At 70.2% G+C, this 15893-nt stretch carries 18 protein-coding genes and 2 tRNA genes; 5 read left to right on the top strand and 15 right to left on the bottom strand.

From position 1 onward, the window contains the following. Positions 1–56: 56 nt before the first annotated feature. Positions 57–129, bottom strand: a tRNA-Ala gene (locus tag ABT288_RS18290). Positions 130–294: 165 nt separating this feature from the next. On the opposite strand from ABT288_RS18290, the gene ABT288_RS18285 reads away from it, so the two are divergent. Both ABT288_RS18285 and ABT288_RS18280 read left to right on the top strand, forming a co-directional pair. Next, positions 295–630: a glycosyltransferase 87 family protein gene (locus tag ABT288_RS18285; protein WP_351608480.1), complete on the top strand. Its 336-nt coding sequence runs from the start codon at positions 295–297 to the stop codon at positions 628–630. Then, positions 576–1283 (top strand): glycosyltransferase 87 family protein, encoded by a 708-nt coding sequence (locus ABT288_RS18280; RefSeq protein ID WP_351608598.1) that lies wholly within the window; start codon positions 576–578, stop codon positions 1281–1283. The genes ABT288_RS18285 and ABT288_RS18280 overlap by 55 nt, the downstream gene beginning before the upstream one ends. Here ABT288_RS18280 and ABT288_RS18275 read toward each other — a convergent pair. The 9 genes from ABT288_RS18275 to ABT288_RS18230 all read right to left on the bottom strand — a co-directional run bounded on the left by ABT288_RS18275 (position 1262) and on the right by ABT288_RS18230 (position 6374). Further along, positions 1262–1495, bottom strand: coding sequence for a hypothetical protein (locus tag ABT288_RS18275; protein ID WP_006136074.1), 234 nt, complete (start codon positions 1493–1495; stop codon positions 1262–1264). The genes ABT288_RS18280 and ABT288_RS18275 overlap by 22 nt on opposite strands. 3 nt (positions 1496–1498) lie before the next feature. Then, on the bottom strand, positions 1499–1672 hold the full coding sequence (locus ABT288_RS18270; protein WP_014672673.1) for a hypothetical protein: 174 nt from the start codon (positions 1670–1672) through the stop codon (positions 1499–1501). A gap of 392 nt (positions 1673–2064) precedes the next feature. Continuing rightward, a tRNA-Ala gene (locus ABT288_RS18260) sits at positions 2065–2137 on the bottom strand. A 117-nt stretch (positions 2138–2254) separates the two neighbouring features. Beyond that, positions 2255–2923 carry a histidine phosphatase family protein gene (locus tag ABT288_RS18255; RefSeq protein ID WP_351608478.1) on the bottom strand — a complete coding sequence of 223 codons (669 nt, stop codon included), beginning with the start codon at positions 2921–2923 and terminating at the stop codon, positions 2255–2257. Further along, positions 2923–3366 carry a ribosome silencing factor gene (gene rsfS, locus ABT288_RS18250; RefSeq protein ID WP_351020346.1) on the bottom strand — a complete coding sequence of 148 codons (444 nt, stop codon included), beginning with the start codon at positions 3364–3366 and terminating at the stop codon, positions 2923–2925. Before rsfS ends, ABT288_RS18255 begins: the two co-directional genes overlap by 1 nt. A 102-nt stretch (positions 3367–3468) precedes the next feature. Beyond that, complete coding sequence (locus ABT288_RS18245; RefSeq protein WP_351608475.1) at positions 3469–5175, bottom strand: LCP family protein; 1707 nt, start codon at positions 5173–5175, stop codon at positions 3469–3471. Positions 5176–5191: 16 nt separating this feature from the next. Then, positions 5192–5878: a nicotinate-nucleotide adenylyltransferase gene (nadD, locus tag ABT288_RS18240; RefSeq protein WP_351608472.1), complete on the bottom strand. Its 687-nt coding sequence runs from the start codon at positions 5876–5878 to the stop codon at positions 5192–5194. 56 nt (positions 5879–5934) lie between these two features. After that, positions 5935–6090 carry a hypothetical protein gene (locus ABT288_RS18235; protein WP_351608470.1) on the bottom strand — a complete coding sequence of 52 codons (156 nt, stop codon included), beginning with the start codon at positions 6088–6090 and terminating at the stop codon, positions 5935–5937. 119 nt (positions 6091–6209) lie between these two features. Continuing rightward, positions 6210–6374: a hypothetical protein gene (locus tag ABT288_RS18230; protein ID WP_351608467.1), complete on the bottom strand. Its 165-nt coding sequence runs from the start codon at positions 6372–6374 to the stop codon at positions 6210–6212. Positions 6375–6476: 102 nt separating this feature from the next. On the opposite strand from ABT288_RS18230, the gene ABT288_RS18225 reads away from it, so the two are divergent. After that, entirely contained in the window at positions 6477–7565 is a 1089-nt protein-coding gene (locus tag ABT288_RS18225; protein WP_351608465.1) for a M48 family metallopeptidase, read from the top strand. Positions 7566–7641: 76 nt separating this feature from the next. Here the strand turns inward: ABT288_RS18225 and ABT288_RS18220 are convergent, their stop codons facing one another. The 5 genes from ABT288_RS18220 to proB all read right to left on the bottom strand — a co-directional run bounded on the left by ABT288_RS18220 (position 7642) and on the right by proB (position 12490). Next, positions 7642–8712 carry an SCO2583 family membrane protein gene (locus tag ABT288_RS18220; RefSeq protein ID WP_351608462.1) on the bottom strand — a complete coding sequence of 357 codons (1071 nt, stop codon included), beginning with the start codon at positions 8710–8712 and terminating at the stop codon, positions 7642–7644. Positions 8713–8800: 88 nt separating this feature from the next. Beyond that, positions 8801–9364 (bottom strand): SCO2584 family spore wall biosynthesis protein, encoded by a 564-nt coding sequence (locus tag ABT288_RS18215; protein ID WP_450862665.1) that lies wholly within the window; start codon positions 9362–9364, stop codon positions 8801–8803. Positions 9365–9484: 120 nt separating this feature from the next. After that, on the bottom strand, positions 9485–10771 hold the full coding sequence (locus ABT288_RS18210; protein ID WP_351608457.1) for a glutamate-5-semialdehyde dehydrogenase: 1287 nt from the start codon (positions 10769–10771) through the stop codon (positions 9485–9487). Between the two features lie 82 nt (positions 10772–10853). Next, complete coding sequence (locus ABT288_RS18205; protein ID WP_351608455.1) at positions 10854–11279, bottom strand: DUF8830 family protein; 426 nt, start codon at positions 11277–11279, stop codon at positions 10854–10856. A gap of 122 nt (positions 11280–11401) precedes the next feature. Next, positions 11402–12490 (bottom strand): glutamate 5-kinase, encoded by a 1089-nt coding sequence (gene proB / locus ABT288_RS18200; protein ID WP_351608595.1) that lies wholly within the window; start codon positions 12488–12490, stop codon positions 11402–11404. A 673-nt stretch (positions 12491–13163) separates the two neighbouring features. Between proB and ABT288_RS18195 the strand changes: the two genes are divergently transcribed. Beyond that, positions 13164–15467, top strand: a complete 2304-nt coding sequence (locus ABT288_RS18195; protein ID WP_351608452.1) for a bifunctional glycosyltransferase/CDP-glycerol:glycerophosphate glycerophosphotransferase — start codon at positions 13164–13166, stop codon at positions 15465–15467. A gap of 40 nt (positions 15468–15507) precedes the next feature. Further along, a partial coding sequence (locus ABT288_RS18190; protein ID WP_351608592.1) for a UTP--glucose-1-phosphate uridylyltransferase occupies positions 15508–15893 on the top strand: 386 nt, incomplete at its 3' end.

Below are 15893 nucleotides of genomic sequence, written 5' to 3'. Positions count from 1 at the left end.
CAGCGCAACACGCCGAAGGCGGACCATCCGTCGGGATGGTCCGCCTTCGATTTCTGTGGAGCTAAGGAGAATTGAACTCCTGACCTCCTGCATGCCATGCAGGCGCTCTACCAACTGAGCTATAGCCCCTTGTTCTGTTGTTTCGCCTGGTTTCCCCGGCGACGACGTAAACATTACAGGCCTGGGGGCACAGCGCCAAATCGGTTTCGGCTTCGCACCGACACTGTCGCTAATGTCCGATTTTGTGACACTGATCGCGTCGTCCGCAGCCCACCGCCGGCCGAGGGGGCCACCGTGCGCGCCGGCGGCGACCTGAACGCGCTGCGGGCGACGGCCGCCCACCTGCCCACCACCTACCCGCCGTTCGCCGCCCTGCTCTTCACGCCGCTGACCCTGCTGGACCCCGCGCCGCTGCGTGTGCCGGCGACCGCGGGGAACCTCGCACTGCTGGTGGCCTTCGTCCGGCTGTCGCTGAAACTCGTCGGCCACGCGCGCGTGGACGCCGTGTGGTGGGTCGCGGCGCCGGCCGCCGCCCCACCGGGCGGTACGACCCCTGGACGGGAGCGGGCCCGGGGCTGGCCGCGGCGGTCAAACCGACGCCCGCGCTGTTCCCGGTGTGCCTGCTCGTGACGGGTGTCACGGCCCACCTGCGGAGCAGAGACGCGACGCCATGGTTGCGGCACGCGCGCGGGGCGGCCGTCGCGTTCGCCGCTGCGACCCTGCCGGCGGCGGCCGTCCTGCCGTACGACTCCTGGCGGTTCTGGACGGACGTGGTGTTCCGCGCGGGCCGGGTCGGCCATGCCGAGGACGCCGCCAACCAGGCCGTGCGCGGCGTTCTGGCGCGCGTTCTGCACACGCCCGACCCGGGAGACCTCTGGGCAGCCTCGGCGGCCGTCCTGGCCTCTCTGGGCCTCGCGGCCGCCGTGGCGGGCGGAGTTGCGCGGGCGGCGGGACCGGGCGGTGTGCGCCTGCGCGGTCACCGCGCTGCTGATCAGTCCGGTGTCCTGGACGCACCACTGGGTGTGGTGTGTGCCACTCGTACTGCTGCTGTGGGCACGCGGACACAGGACGGCGGCCCTGGGCACGCTGCTGGTCTTCTGCTCGTACGCCCCGTGGTGGGTGCCGCACGGCACCGGACGGCCCGAACTGCACCAGGAGGTCCTGGAATTGATGCTTTCGGCCCTCTACCCGGCAACCGGTGCGCTGTTCCTCGTGCCGGGCCGGACATCGTTGCCGGACCGCGGCGGCGGTGCACCCGGGGTCAGGCGGTCACGAAGGAGTAGAACCGCTTGAGTGTGCAGTGCTCTTCGAGAAGACGGCCGTAGATCGGCTCGCCCTCCAATTCCCGGTACGTCTCGATCGGGTCGCCTTTTATGATCAGCGCCCGCGCGCATTCCTCGCACCAGTACTGGTAGTCGGGATTGATCGGCTCCATGTCACGGACGATCGGCGTACCGCTCCCACACCAGTCGCACTTTCGCCTGTGTGCACCCATCGATCAGCTCCAGCTGTGGCCGCAGGCCGTGCACACGTAGGAGATTCCGCCGTTGTCGCCGAGAACTTGGGCAACATGCGCGGAACCACAGGAAGGGCAGCTCAGCCGGGTGGTCGTGTCCCGTATCAACGCCGCACCGAGGAGGTGGCCGACCTCCTCAAGGATGCTCGCAGGCATCGCTACTCCCTCCCGTCGGGCCGCGCCCCCTTCCGGCCGTTTGATTCTGCCACGGCCGGAGCAATACGGTCAGCGACGCCTCAGTACCAGTCCGGACACGGCGCCCGCCGCGGCCGCTGAGGCCAGCGCCCGGGCACACACCGAGAACGCCTCCGAAGAGGTATACGAGCGCGGAACGCCGAGTGACTCAACCCGGTTCAGGAACAGTGTGCCGCGGTGCCGCTGGTGCTCGGGCAGGAGGAGGACCGGTCGCTGTGTTGACGAGGATCACCGGCCGCCGCACCGGTGTCCTGGATCAGCCGGAAGACGATCAGCCAACAGAAAATCCCGCCCCTTGGAGGGGGCGGGACCTTCATCATCGATCTTTGTCCACTCGACAGAGTGTCGATCAGTGGAGCTAAGGAGAATTGAACTCCTGACCTCCTGCATGCCATGCAGGCGCTCTACCAACTGAGCTATAGCCCCTTGCGCCACGCGGCGGAGCCGCATGGTGTCTCGCCCCGCTCGGCGGGGCGAACAAGAAGAACTTTAGCCTGTGACCTGCCAGAAAGTGAAATCCGGGGTCCGCGAGCCTCCTGAGGCTCAGTCGTCGTCGCCGAGGACCGGCTCCGGGAGGGTGCCGGCGTTGTGCTCCAGCAGGCGCCAGCCGCGGGCGCCCTCACCGAGCACGGACCAGCAGCAGTTGGAGAGGCCGCCGAGGCTCTCCCAGTGCCCGGCCTCCAGGCCGAGCAGCCGGCCGATGGTGGTGCGGATGGTGCCGCCGTGGCTGACGACGACGAGAGTGCCGTCCTCGGGCAGCTTCTCGACGTGCCGCAGGACGACGGGTGCGGCGCGGTCGGCGACCTCGGTCTCCAGTTCGCCGCCGCCGCGGCGGACCGCCTCGCCGCGTTTCCAGGCGGCGTACTCCTCGCCGTACCGGACGATGATCTCCTCGTGCGTCAGCCCCTGCCAGACGCCCGCGTAGGTCTCGCGCAGGCCCTCCTCGCGGGTGATGTGGAGGCCGGTGAGGGCGGCCAGCTCGGCGGCCGTGTGCGCCGCCCGCTGCAGGTCCGAGGAGATGATCGCGTCCGGCCCCAGGGAGGCCAGCAGCCGGGCGGCGCGGCGGGCCTGGCCGATCCCGGTCTCGGTCAGCGCGACGTCCGTGCTGCCCTGGAAGCGGCGCTCGACGTTCCAGGCGGTCTGGCCGTGCCGCCACAGGATGATGCGGCGGCCGCGGGTCTTGCGGTCGGTCACCTCGCCGGTGGCGCTCATCACCACTCCCCGCCCGGCTCCCGCTCGGCCTCGGCGGCCTGCAGCTTCGCGTGCTCCTCCGCCTTGCCGCGGGTGGCCTTGGCGTCGGCGGGCAGCTCCAGCTCGGGGCAGTCCTTCCACAGCCGCTCCAGAGCGTAGAAGACGCGCTCCTCACTGTGCTGGACGTGCACGACGATGTCGACGTAGTCGAGCAGGATCCAGCGGGAGTCGCGGTCGCCCTCGCGGCGCACCGGCTTGGCGCCGAGTTCCTTCAGCAGGCGCTCCTCGATCTCGTCGACGATGGCCTTGACCTGGCGGTCGTTCGGCGCGGACGCCAGCAGGAAGGCGTCCGTGATCGACAGCACGTCGCTCACGTCGTAGGCGATGACGTCATGGGCGAGCTTGTCGGCCGCCGCCTGCGCGGCGGTGTTGATGAGCTCAAGGGAACGGTCGGTGGCGGTCACTACGAAGCTTTCGGGTCGGCGGTCACTGGACCTCAAGGGTCTCACGGTCCGCCGGGCACACCCCACGTGATTACGGTGGCACGTGGGGTGCCCGGGACCCGGTCAGGAACTGGCGGGCTTGTAGTCCTGGCCGAGGACCACCGAGATGTCGGCGCCGGGGGAGACGGTGCCCTTGGCCACGGATCCGGCGGGCAGGCCGAGGGTCTTGGCGACCTCGGTGGCGTCCGCCTTGTGGGAGGCGTCCGAGTAGACCACCTTCGAGGTGGGCTGCGTGCCGGCGGCGGTGCCGCCCTCCAGGAAGGTGAAGCCGCCGTTGAGGAGCACCACGCGGGCCTTCTCGGTGTCGTCCTTCACACCGGTGGCGTTCTGCACGGAGACCCGGACGGCGGAGCCGGCGTCGGGGCTCTTGGCGGTGCCGCCGAGGATGTCCTTCACCACGCTGTCGCTGGTCCTCGCGCTGATGGTGCCGTCGGGCTGGACGGGCAGCAGGGCGGTCTTGTAGGCGCCGCTCTTGGCGAGGTCGGCGAGCTTGGCGAGGAAGGTGCCGAGGTCCTTGTCGGTGAGCGGCGGGTCGAGGATCTGCGCGAGGGTCTGCACGGTGACCGTGGCCGCCGACGGGTCGGAGGACATCTTGCGCAGCACGCCCTGCATGACCTGGCCGAACCGCTCCAGCTGGGCGTTCTGGGACTCGCCGGCGGCGCGGTAGGTGGCGTAGGCGACGGCCATCTTGCCGCTGAGGGTCTGGCCGCTGCCCTTGTGGACGAGGGGTTCGGTGCCCTTCTTGCCGGCGTCCGGGTCGGGCACGTCGGTATTGGTGTCGATGTCGATGTTGCCGACCAGGTCAACGAGGTTCTGCAGGTAGGGGGTGTCCAGGCGCCAGGTGCCCTGGATGTCGGTGCCGAGGACGGTGCCGAGCTGGTCGCGGGTGCCGGAGGCGCCGTCGTCGTCCACCGACTTGGCGAGGGTGGTGGTGGAGCCGTCGTCGGCGCTCAGCGCGAGGGAGTTGGGCAGCAGCACGGTGCTGCCCTGCTTGGTGGTGGTGTTGTCGACCAGCAGCACCGTCGAGGTGCCGCCCTTGCCGGTGTTGTGCAGGTGGACGACGATCACATCGCGTTTCTGGGCGCCGACCGGGGTGGCCGCGCCGGGCTTGGAGCCGGAGGAGGACAGGCCGGGCAGCTTTCCGGCGTACCAGAGGTAGCCGACGCCGCCGGCGGCTACGAGGGCGAGGACGACGACGAGGGCGATGACCCGGCTGCGGGCCCGGCGGCGGGCCTCCTCGCGGCGCTCGGTGCGGTTCTCGGTGAACTTCAGCCAGTCGATGACGTCCTCGGGGTCACCGTCCGGGTCCTCGACGAACGCGAACTGCTCGGTGTGGTAGTCCCGTTCACCGTCGTCGTGCGGCCCCTCGGGCCGAGCCGGGACGTGCGGGCCCGTCTGCTGCGGGATGTGGGCCGTCTGCCCGGTGACCCGGGGCTGCTGTCCGCTGCTCGCGGCCTGCCCGTAGGGGTCGTGGCCGACGGGATGCTGGGTGCCGGTGTCGTAGGGGTCGTACGGGGCCTGGGAGCCGTAGGGGTCGTACCCGGGTGCGGGCCGGCCCGTGTCGTAGGAGGGCACCGGCGGCTGCTGGCCGGTGGCGTACGGGTCGTAGCCGTAGCCCTGCTGCTGGGCGTACGGGTCGTAGGTCGCCTGCTGAGCCTGTTGCTGTGCCGGGACCTGCCGGTACATGGGCCGGCCGTACTCGTCGTAGCCGACGATTTCGTACGGACCGGCGCCGTAGCCGCCGTCACCCGCGTCGTATCGGTCGTTCACCGGTGCCCCTCTCGGCTCACTCGCCGCGGTACAGCTCGCGCTTGTCGATGTAGCGCACGACTCCGTCCGGCACCATGTACCAGATGGGTTCTCCCTTGGCGACTCTCGCACGGCAGTCCGTGGAGGAGATCGCGAGCGCGGGCACCTCGACGAGCGAGACGCCGCCCTCCGGCAGGCCGGGGTTGGTCAGGTGGTGGCCGGGCCGGGTCACGCCGATGAAGTGCGCCAGGGAGAACAGCTCCTCGCTGTCCCGCCAGGTCAGCAGCTGTGCGAGGGCGTCGGCGCCGGTGATGAAGAACAGGTCCGTGTCGGGGTTGAGCGCGCGGAGGTCGCGCAGGGTGTCCACGGTGTAGGTGGGGCCGCCGCGGTCGATGTCGATGCGGCTGACGGAGAACTGCGGGTTCTCGGCGGTGGCGATGACCGTCATCAGATAGCGGTCCTCGGCCGGGGAGACCTTGCGGTGGGACTTCTGCCACGGCTGGCCGGTGGGCACGAACACCACCTCGTCGAGCTGGAACTGCGCGGCGACCTCGCTGGCCGCCACCAGGTGGCCGTGGTGGATCGGGTCGAAGGTTCCGCCCATGACGCCGAGGCGGCGCTTACCCGTGTGGGCGGGGCCGCCGAACGGCCGGTACTGCGGGTGCTCGACCGTGTCGCCGGCGGTCTCGTACGCCGGACCGGTAGGCATGTCCTGCTCTCCCATGCGTGCAGACCCTACCGGCCCGGCCTCGGGCGTCCGGCCGGGGACGGGGTCCCCGCTCAGCGGTCGCGGTTGAAGCGGGTGGTGATCCACAGCAGGAGCAGCAGGATGGCAAGGGCGCTGCCGCCCGTGACCGCCGGGTTGAGGCTGTTGTGGTGGCCGCCCGTGGCTTCGGCGAGGGGGACCAACGGGGCTGCGGCGCTGTGAAGGCTCATCTTCGGCAGGACCTAACGCGTGTGGGCGGGATAAAGATGTCGGCTCATCGTATGCGGGCGCCCCGGCGGCGATCACGCCGACTCTGCCGTTCGGCCACGCGGGGAACTCATCCGAGCTGTCAGTCGTCTTTCCGCTTGTAGCCGCTCAAGAGGAACCAGGCGGTCAGTGCGCAGCCCAGGACCATCACGATCAGGATGATACGGAGCAGATTGCCCGATCCGTGCTGTTGGACGGCGCTCGCGGCGGCCTCGTTCAGCCGGGCGGCTGCGGGATGGTGCTCCATCAGTGGACTCCTTCGGCTGTACTGCCCGTCCACGGTATCTCCGCCTAGGCTGGGCTTCGCTTCGGGGGCACAGTGGGCACTCATACGCACATGGGGGATGACATGTCCGACGACGGCCACCAGCAGACGGGGCACGAGCGCGTGCCGAGCAGGCAGCGCAGGCGCTTCCCGGGGATCTCCTCGCGTGCCTACGAGCATCCGGCCGACCGCTCGGCCCTGGTCGCGCTGCGCAAGCTGAGCGGATTCGACACCGTCTTCAAGGCGCTCAGCGGGCTGCTGCCCGAGCGGAGCCTGAGACTGCTGTTCCTGTCCGACTCGGTGCGCGTCTCCGAGCGGCAGTTCCAGCATCTGCACGACATGCTGCTGGACGCCTGTTACATCCTGGACCTGGAGAAGGTCCCGCCGATGTACGTCAACCAGGACCCGCAGCCGAACGCGATGTGCATCGGCCTGGACGAGCCGATCATCGTGGTCACCACGGGGCTCGTGGAGCTCCTGGACGAGGAGGAGATGCGGGCGGTCGTCGGGCACGAGGTGGGACACGCGCTGTCCGGGCACTCGGTGTACCGCACGATCCTGCTGTTCCTGACCACCCTCGCGCTGAGGGTGGCCTGGATCCCGCTGGGCAACCTCGCGATCATGGCGCTGGTGACGGCGCTCAGGGAGTGGTTCCGCAAGTCGGAGCTGTCCGCGGACCGGGCCGGGCTGCTGGTGGGGCAGGACGTCCGGGCCTCCATGCGCGGCCTGATGAAGATCGCGGGCGGCAACCATCTGCACGAGATGAACGTGGACGCGTTCCTGGAGCAGGCCGAGGAGTACGACGCCGGGGGCGATCTGCGCGACTCCGTGCTGAAGATCCTCAACGTGCTGCCCCGCTCGCACCCCTTCGCCACGATCCGTGCGGCCGAGCTGAAGAAGTGGGCCGAGTCCCGGGACTTCCAGCGGATCATGGACGGCCACTACCCGCGGCGCGACGAGGACAAGGACACCTCGGTCAGCGACTCCTTCCGCGAGTCGGCGGCCAGCTACGCGAGCGATGTGAAGACCTCCAAGGATCCGCTGATGAAGCTGGTCACGGACCTCGCGGGCGGCGCGGGCGACCTGGGCGGCCGGGTCCGCCGCGGCTTCGACGGCTTCCGCAGCCCGCCCCCGGCGAAGGGGGGCCCGTCGGACGCCCCGGCAGAGGGGTGATGTCACCTCTCCGCGAGGGCACCGGGCTCCTGGCCGCCCTGCCCCTCACCCCGGCCGGCCCCGAGGGCTGCCCCGCTCACACCGTCGGCTGCGCCGCGGCGGCCAGCGTCCCGCACAGGGCCGCGGGGCTGTCCGTCTCGTAGGGGTCGGTGCCCGCGGGGCCGCCGGTGCGGGCGGTCTGGCCGGCCAGGAGGGGGCGGAAGTAGGCCGCGGAGTCCTCGGCGCAGGTGAGGGGGCCCGCCTGGACGTACGAGGTGAGCAGCTGGACCTGGTGGGTGCGCAGGTCGTCGCGGGTGAAGCGGAAGGTCAGCTCGCGGCGGACGGTGAACAGGGACACCGGCGCGTTCGCCGCGGCACCGGTGGGGCGCAGGGCGTAGACGAAGGTGTGGTCGGCGGTGACCTCCAGCGTGCCCGAGTCGGCCTCGACGGCCTGCAGGTCGCCCTGGACGCGGATCCGGTCGTCGGCGAGCTGGGCGCGGGAGGGGTCGATGCGGACCAGCCAGCCGGTGGGGGCGTGCCGGCCGTCCGCCGCGGGGTGGTCGAAGCTCCGGTCGAACTGGTCGAGCTGGTCGGAGTCGAGGAGGGACCGGGCGGGGCCGACCTGACGGCCGGTGAGCACCTCGGGGTAGAGCGAGGAGCGGACGATGTAGTCCTTGGCCGCGGTGAGCGCGGTCACCACCTGGCTGTCGGAGAAGTGGGCGGTGCTGCGGGAGGCCGGCAGGGGTATGCCCTCGGCTCCGACCTCGTACGGGGCGGCGGGGCTGTGCGCGTACAGGTACTCGGCGTCGGCGGTGCCGGGCACCCTGCCCGTCGGGGCGAGCGGGATCACCGTCGACCGCAGGGGCTCGACGGGGCGCCGGGTCTCCGGGGTGCCGTAGGGGTGGCGGACGCCCATGTAGACCGCGGTGCCGAAGGCGACGGCGATCAGCAGGACGAGGATCAGGGCCTGCCGGGTGAGTCCGCGGTGCAGGGGCGGGCGGCGGCGTACGGCCGGCGCGTGGTCGGCCATCCGCTCCTCGGCGGAGTACTCCTGGAGGCGGGCAGCGCGGACGAACGACTCGTCGAACACGACGGATCGGTACTCGTCCTCTCCACCTGCGGGGCCGCCCTCGGGTGTGCCCTCCGGTGGGTCTCCAGGCCCGCCCATACTTTCAGAGTAGGTCGCGTGGGCCTCAGGTAAACGCCCTGCTACACGACAACTTCTGACAGGTGCTCACCAAGAGCGGGGCGGGAGTTCAGGGCGAGCGCGGGATGGCCGAGGCCGCCGGCTGGGAGGTGTCGGCGGAGACGGAGGGCGCGGCGGCGCTGCCCTGTTCCAGGCCGGTCGGGGCGGGCGAGGGGATCCCGTCACGGGTGTCGGCCGAGCCGCCCCGGTAGACGGCGGCGAAGGCCAGGGCGACCATGCCGATGCCCATCACGACGGCCAGCAGCCAGGCCACGGGGCGGTGCCAGCGGATCTGCCTGCCGTAGCCCCCGAAGTGGCGGTCACCGAGGCCGTAGGTGTCCTCCAGCTCGTCGTCCGGATCTTGGCCGAGATCGGTCCCCTCGGGGGAGTACTTGTCGTCGTAGCGCTCGCCTCGGGCGTGGGCGCGGCGGGCCTCCGCCTCGGAGGCCTCGGCTCTCGCCTGTGCGGCGGCCAGGAGGCGCTCGACGGCGGTCGGCTCATGGACCGCGGCCGCCTGTACGAAGGCCTCGTCGAAGACCACGGAGGCGAACTCTTCGTCCGACACCCCGTGGTCGTGGTCGTCGTCGGGCTCCCAGCCGTCAGGGAACGGCGTGCCCCCCACGTCCTCCGGCACGCATCCAGAGTAGACCTGGGGGGTCAATTTGGGCAGACGGTATGGAAATTCGTCTGACTGGTGAGACGACGTTTCGGCCGCCCGCCACGGCCGGCGGCCGTGCGGCCGAACGGGTGGGCCTCAGGGGCGCACGTGGCCGTCGCCGGTGACGATGTACTTGGTGCTGGTCAGCTCCGGCAGGCCCATCGGGCCGCGGGCGTGCAGCTTCTGGGTGGAGATGCCGATCTCGGCGCCGAAGCCGAACTGGCCGCCGTCGGTGAAGCGGGTGGAGGCGTTCACGGCGACGGTGGTGGAGTCGACCAGCTGGGTGAAGCGGCGGGCGGCCTGCTGGGAGGTGGTGACGATCGCCTCGGTGTGGCCGGAGGTCCACAGCCGGATGTGCTCGACGGCCCTGTCCAGCGAATCCACCACCGCGGCGGCGATGTCGTACGAGAGGTACTCGGTCTCCCAGTCCTCCGCCACGGCCTCCACGACCGTCGCCTCGGAGTCCTTGGCGTAGGCCATCACACGCTCGTCGGCGTGCACGGTGACGCCGGCCTGGGCGAGGGCGTCGAGGGCGCGCGGCAGGAACTCGGGGGCGATGTCCTGGTGGACGAGGAGGGTCTCGGCGGCGTTGCAGACGCTGACCCGCTGGGCCTTGGAGTTGATCAGGATGTCGATGGCCATGTCGATGTCGGCGTGGGCGTCGACGTAGACGTGGCAGTTGCCGGTGCCGGTCTCGATGACCGGGACGGTGGACTCGCTCACCACGGTCTGGATCAGGGAGGCGCCGCCGCGCGGGATGAGGACGTCGACCAGCCCCCGGGCGCGCATCAGCTCACGGACGGACTCACGGCTCTCGCCGGGCACCAGCTGGACGGCGTCGGCGGGCAGCCCGGCGCCGCCGACGGCGTCCCGGATGACGCGGACGAGGGCCGTGTTGGACTCGTAGGCGGAGGCGGAGCCGCGCAGCAGCACCGCGTTTCCGGACTTCAGGCACAGGGCGGCGGCGTCCACCGTCACGTTCGGGCGGGCCTCGTAGATGATGCCGACGACACCGAGCGGGACGCGGACCTGGCGCAGGTCGATGCCGTTGGGGAGGGTGGAGCCGCGGACGACCTCGCCGACCGGGTCGGGCAGCTTCGCCACGTCACGGACGTCGGAGGCGATGGCGCGGACCCGCTCGGGGGTGAGGGTGAGCCGGTCGACGATGGCCTCGCTGGTGCCGTTCTCCCGGGCCCTGGCGACGTCCTTGGCGTTGGCCTCGACGATCTCGCTGGTCCGGACCTCGAGGGCGTCGGCGATGGCGAGCAGCGCGTCGTCCTTCACGGCTCGCGGGAGCGGCGCGAGGTCGGCGGCGGCGGCCTTGGCCCGGTAGGCGGCCCGGGTGACCGGAGACATCGAGTCGTACGGCGAGAGCGTGGTCATGAGGGAAGGGTAGTGCGCGGGGCGGGCCGCCCACCGCTCATCCCAAACCCCGAGACAAGGTCTCAGAAGGGATCAAGGGGACTCAAAAGGGATGGACCCCTACCGGTGTCGCGGGCGGCGGGCCGTAGCCCTCGGCGAGGCGCTGGTGGTAGGTCTCGCGGTCGATGACCTCCAGGCCGACGATCTCCCACGGGGGCAGTCCGGCGGTCTGCCGGTGCTCGCCCCACAGGCGCAGCGCGACGGCGGCGGCGTCATGCAGGTCGCGGGCCTCCTCCCAGTACCGGATCTCCGCGTGGTCGCTCGCGTACCGGCTGGTCAGCAGGAAGGGGTGGTCGTGAGCCAGCTGCTCCAGGGCCCGCCGCAGATCGGTGAGGGGGACGTCCGGCCCGGCGACGCTGAGGGTGACATGCCAGAGCCGGGGCAGGTCCCTGGGCTCCTCATAGGTGTCTCCGGCCGCGACGCTCGTCAGGGCACCGCGGGTGGCCACCCCAGGGCGCACTCGTCTCACGACGGCCTCCTTCACCCACCGCTCGGGAACGTCTCTCTCCAGACAAAGTTGAGCAGGCCCTACGGCACCGCGGGGCGGTTTTACGGAACGTCCCCCAGCGGGGGCTGCCGTTACGTCCCGTTTTACGTGTGCAGGAGCACCAGGTCGTCCCTGTGTACGACCTCGCGTTCGTAAGCGGAGCCGAGTTCCCGGGCCAGTTCGCGGGTGGAACGCCCGATCAGCCGGGGGATCTCCTTGGCGTCGAAGTTGACGAGTCCACGGGCCACCGCGCGCCCCGAGGTGTCGCGCAGTTCGACGGGATCACCGGCGCTGAACTCACCCTCCACAGCGGCGATTCCGGCGGGCAGCAGCGACTTGCGCCGCGTCACGACGGCGTCCACCGCGCCGTCGTCCAGGGTCAGCGCCCCTTGCGGGGTGGAGGCGTGCTGGAGCCACAGAAGCCGGTCGGCCGAGCGTTTGCCGGTGGGATGGAAGTAGGTGCCGGTGTCGCCGCCGCTCAAGGCGTCCGCCGCGTGCACGGCGCTGGTGAGGACCACGGGGATGCCGGCCGCGGCCGCGATCCGGGCGGCCTCGACCTTGGTGACCATCCCCCCGGTGCCCACGCCGGCCTTGCCCGCGCTGCCGATCTCGACACCCGCGAGGTCCTCCGGACCCCTCACTTCCGCTATCCGCGAGGTGCCGGGCCTGCTGGGGTCGCCGTCGTAGACGCCGTCGATGTCGGAGAGGAGGACGAGCAGGTCGGCGTGGACGAGGTGGGCGACGAGGGCGGCGAGGCGGTCGTTGTCGCCGAAGCGGATCTCGTCGGTGGCGACCGTGTCGTTCTCGTTGACGATCGGGAAGGCACCCATCGCGAGGAGCTTGTCGAGGGTGCGCGAGGCGTTGCGGTGGTGGGCGCGGCGGCTCATGTCGTCGGAGGTGAGCAGGACTTGGCCGACGCGGACGCCGTAACGGGCGAAGGAGGCGGTGTAGCGGGCGACCAGCAGACCCTGGCCGACGCTGGCGGCGGCCTGCTGCCGGGCGAGGTCCTTGGGGCGGCGGCGCAGGCCGAGCGGGGCGAGCCCGGCGGCGATGGCGCCCGAGGAGACGAGGACGATCTCCCGCTCTCCCCCGCTGCGGATCTTGGCGAGCACGTCGACCAGCGCGTCGACGCGGTCGGCGTCGAGGCCGCCCGCGGCTGTGGTCAGCGACGAAGAGCCCACCTTGACGACCATCCTGCGGGCCTCGTGTACGGCCTGCCTTGCCCTTGCCACCTTGCCGTCCGTCCCCTCACGCGGTCTTCTGCCCGCTTCGCAATCTACGCGAAGCGGTGCGGCCGGCGCGCTCGGGTCCGGTGGGTGGACGGCGGAAAAAGCCGCGGTACGGGGCAGGGCCGCGGCAGGCGTCGGCGAACGCAAACGGTCAAAAAGAGCGGGTCAGCAGTATGCGGACGGGAGGTCAGCCAGTTACTCAACTTGGTCATACCTCACCAATGCGGCTCACCGGACCGATATACCGAAGGCGCGGACATCGACGCTTTTCTCTTTCCCCATTTCAGAGGGGCTTCCGTCACCGGTACGACTCGCCTCGTTCTCTCGCCGACACGGCCCCGCCCTGACGGCGAACTCGAGCGGCTTCGCCCTATACACCCCCGGCACAGGCCAGAGCAAGAGGGCGAGTATCTATTACAAGGGCGTTCCGGTCGGAAAAGGACAGTTGAGACTTGGGTGAGTCTTGCCACAACCCTGCTGACCAGGAGCGGAGGGGCTGTAGTAAGAACAGTCCTGGAGTCGCGTTAGGGTAGGCTTAAACCAACCTTAACCTAGCACTCCTTGTGCCTCTCGCCTCTCGCGCCACATCGGCAGCGGGAGGCGGTTGACTCTGACCGACAGCCCAGGAGCTCCAAGCATGCCCCTCGCGAATGGAAGCACTTCGCCGAAAATAAGCGTGGTCGTCCCCGTTTATAAAGTTCAGGGGTATCTGCGCGCGTGCTTGGACTCCATTCTCTCCCAGTCCTTCGAGGACTTCGAGATCGTCGCCATCGACGACCACTCTCCCGACTCCTGCGGGCGCATACTCGATGAATACGCCGCGCTGGACGACCGCGTCGTACCCGTGCACTTCGAGGAGAACCGGGGCATCGGAAAGGCGCGGGACGCCGGTGCGCTGAAGGCCCGCGGCGAGTACATCCTGTTCCTGGACAGCGACGACACCCTCGCCGACGGGGCACTGCAGGCGATGGCCGACCGTCTCGAGGTCACGGACAATCCGGACATCCTGCTGCTCAACCACGTCCGCACCTACTGGAACAACCGCGTCCAGGCGAGCGCGGCCGGCGAGATGCTCGCCGAGGCCGGCACGGACGTCTTCACGGCGCTGGAGCGGCCCGAGTACCTCAACATGTTCGCCGTGGTGTGGAACCGCGCCTACCGCCGCGAGTTCTACGTCGACGACCACGGCTTCACCTTCACCGACGGCATCTACGAGGATGCCCTCATGGTCTACAAGACCATGCTGACCGCGGAGCGCATCGCCGCCACCGACCACGTCTGCGTCGAGTACCGCCAGCGCCGCCAGGGCAACTCCATGCGCACGCCCGGCCGCAAGCACTTCGGGATATTCGAGCAGTACGCCCGGCTCTTCGAGTTCCTCGACGAGCGCCCCCACCTGGAGCCGGTCCGGGCGCTGCTGTTCGAGCGCGCGGCCAGCCACTACCTGTTCACCCTGGCCCGTGAGGACCGCATCGTCCCCAAGGACCGCGCGGAGTTCTTCAAGCTCTCGGCCGCCAACTACAAGCGCTTCAAGCCCAAGGGCTTCGTCGTTCCGGAGGGCACGCAGGGCACCAGGTTCCAGCTGCTGGAGCGCGGCTCCTACACGGCGTACGCGGCGGTCATGGCCGCCAGCAACACCCGGCGCCAGGTGATCCAGCGGGCCACCAAGGTCAAGACCAAGCTCGGCAAGACCGCCTACAACCGCCTGTACCAGCTGCACCTGCGCCGCCCCGTCGACGAGAACCTCGCGGTCTACGCGGCCTACTGGAACCGGGGCGTGGCCTGCAACCCGGCGGCCGTGTACCACAAGGCCAAGGAGCTGGCCCCGAACGTCCACGGCGTCTGGATCGTCAAGAAGGACGCGGTGGACAGCGTCCCCGAGGGAATCGACTACGTGGTCGCCAACTCGCCGCGCTACTGGGAGGTCATGGCCCGGGCCAAGTACCTCATCAACAACGTCAACTTCCCGAACAACTTCGTGAAGCGTCCGGAACAGGTCCACCTGCAGACCCACCACGGCACCCCCCTCAAGCAGATGGGCATCGACCAGCAGAGGTTCCCGGCGGCCGCCAAGAACATGAGCTTCGCCAAGATGCTGGAGCGGGCGGACAAGTGGGACCTCAGCCTCACCTCCAACCAGCACTCCACCGAGATCTGGGAGCGGGTCTACCCCTGCGCCTTCGAGGCGGTCGAGTACGGCTACCCGCGCAACGACGTCTACTTCCGCAGCACCGCCGAGGACGTCCGGCGGATCCGCCGTGACCTCGGCATCGAGGAGGGCAAGACCGTCATCCTCTACTGCCCGACCGTGCGCGACTACCAGAAGGGCTATGTGCCCCGCATCGACCTGGAGCGCTTCTGCCGCGAACTCGGACCCGACCACGTGGTCCTGGTGCGCACCCACTACTTCTACGGTGCCGACCCCCGGCTGGAGGCCCTTCAGGAGCGCGGGCTGATCAAGGACGTGTCGAGGTACCCGGTGGTGGAGGACCTCTGCCTGGCCGCCGACGCGCTGATCACCGACTACTCCTCCATCATGTTCGACTACGCGTGCCTGGACCGCCCGATCGTCGCCTACGCGGACGACTGGGAGGTCTACCGCAAGGCCCGCGGTGTCTACTTCGACATCCTCTCCGGCCGGCCGGGCGAGACCCCCGGCGCGACCGCCACCTCCGAGGACGAGCTGATCTCGGTCTTCCGCTCCGGCGCCTGGAACAGCGAGGAGGCCGCCGAGCTGCGGGCCGCGTTCCGGCAGCGGTTCGTGCAGTTCGACGACGGCAACGCGGCGGAACGCGTGGTGCGCCGCCTCTTCCTGGGCGAGGAGCCGTCTCCCGCGGTGCTGCCCCTGGCCGAGCGGACCCCGGCGCCCGCGCCGGCCGCCATCGCCATGGCCCACATCCCGCGGCAGCCGACCGGTGAGCGCGGCCTCATCGGCGCCTGAATCGGCGCCTGACATGCACAACGACAAGGACGAGCACCCCATGGTTCCCCGCCCCGCCCTGCGCAAGGCCGTCATCCCGGCGGCGGGCCTCGGCACCCGGTTCCTGCCGGCGACCAAGGCCACTCCGAAGGAGATGCTGCCGGTCGTCGACAAGCCCGCGATCCAGTACGTGGTCGAGGAGGCCGTCTCGGCGGGGCTCGACGACGTCCTCATGGTCACCGGGCGCAACAAGCGTCCCCTCGAGGACCACTTCGACCGCAACTACGAGCTGGAGTCGGCGCTCGAGAAGAAGGGCGACGCCGAACGGCTCGCGAAGGTGCGGGAGTCCAGCGACCTGGCGACCATGCACTACGTCCGCCAGGGCGATCCCCGGGGTCTGGGCCACGCCGTGCTGTGCGCCGCCCCGCACGTCGGCCACGAGCCCTT

The sequence above is a fragment of the Streptomyces sp. NPDC001093 genome, assembly GCF_040298985.1.
GTDB lineage: Bacteria > Actinomycetota > Actinomycetes > Streptomycetales > Streptomycetaceae > Streptomyces.
Note: the sequence above shows the minus strand (reverse complement) of the source record. Positions and strands in the feature narration are given on the sequence as shown.

Bases quoted from the DNA above. Each gene is read 5' to 3' on its own strand.
- ABT288_RS18275 (WP_006136074.1), bottom strand. From the start codon at position 1,495: ATGGGTGCACACAGGCGAAAGTGCGACTGGTGTGGGAGCGGTACGCCG.
- ABT288_RS18230 (WP_351608467.1), bottom strand. From the start codon at position 6,374: ATGGAGCACCATCCCGCAGCCGCCCGGCTGAACGAGGCCGCCGCGAGC.
- ABT288_RS18220 (WP_351608462.1), bottom strand. From the start codon at position 8,712: ATGGGCGGGCCTGGAGACCCACCGGAGGGCACACCCGAGGGCGGCCCC.
- ABT288_RS18270 (WP_014672673.1), bottom strand. From the start codon at position 1,672: ATGCCTGCGAGCATCCTTGAGGAGGTCGGCCACCTCCTCGGTGCGGCG.
- ABT288_RS18195 (WP_351608452.1), top strand. From the start codon at position 13,164: ATGCCCCTCGCGAATGGAAGCACTTCGCCGAAAATAAGCGTGGTCGTC.
- ABT288_RS18235 (WP_351608470.1), bottom strand. From the start codon at position 6,090: ATGAGCCTTCACAGCGCCGCAGCCCCGTTGGTCCCCCTCGCCGAAGCC.
- ABT288_RS18210 (WP_351608457.1), bottom strand. From the start codon at position 10,771: ATGACCACGCTCTCGCCGTACGACTCGATGTCTCCGGTCACCCGGGCC.
- proB (WP_351608595.1), bottom strand. From the start codon at position 12,490: ATGGTCGTCAAGGTGGGCTCTTCGTCGCTGACCACAGCCGCGGGCGGC.
- nadD (WP_351608472.1), bottom strand. From the start codon at position 5,878: ATGGGAGAGCAGGACATGCCTACCGGTCCGGCGTACGAGACCGCCGGC.
- ABT288_RS18225 (WP_351608465.1), top strand. From the start codon at position 6,477: ATGTCCGACGACGGCCACCAGCAGACGGGGCACGAGCGCGTGCCGAGC.
- ABT288_RS18255 (WP_351608478.1), bottom strand. From the start codon at position 2,923: ATGAGCGCCACCGGCGAGGTGACCGACCGCAAGACCCGCGGCCGCCGC.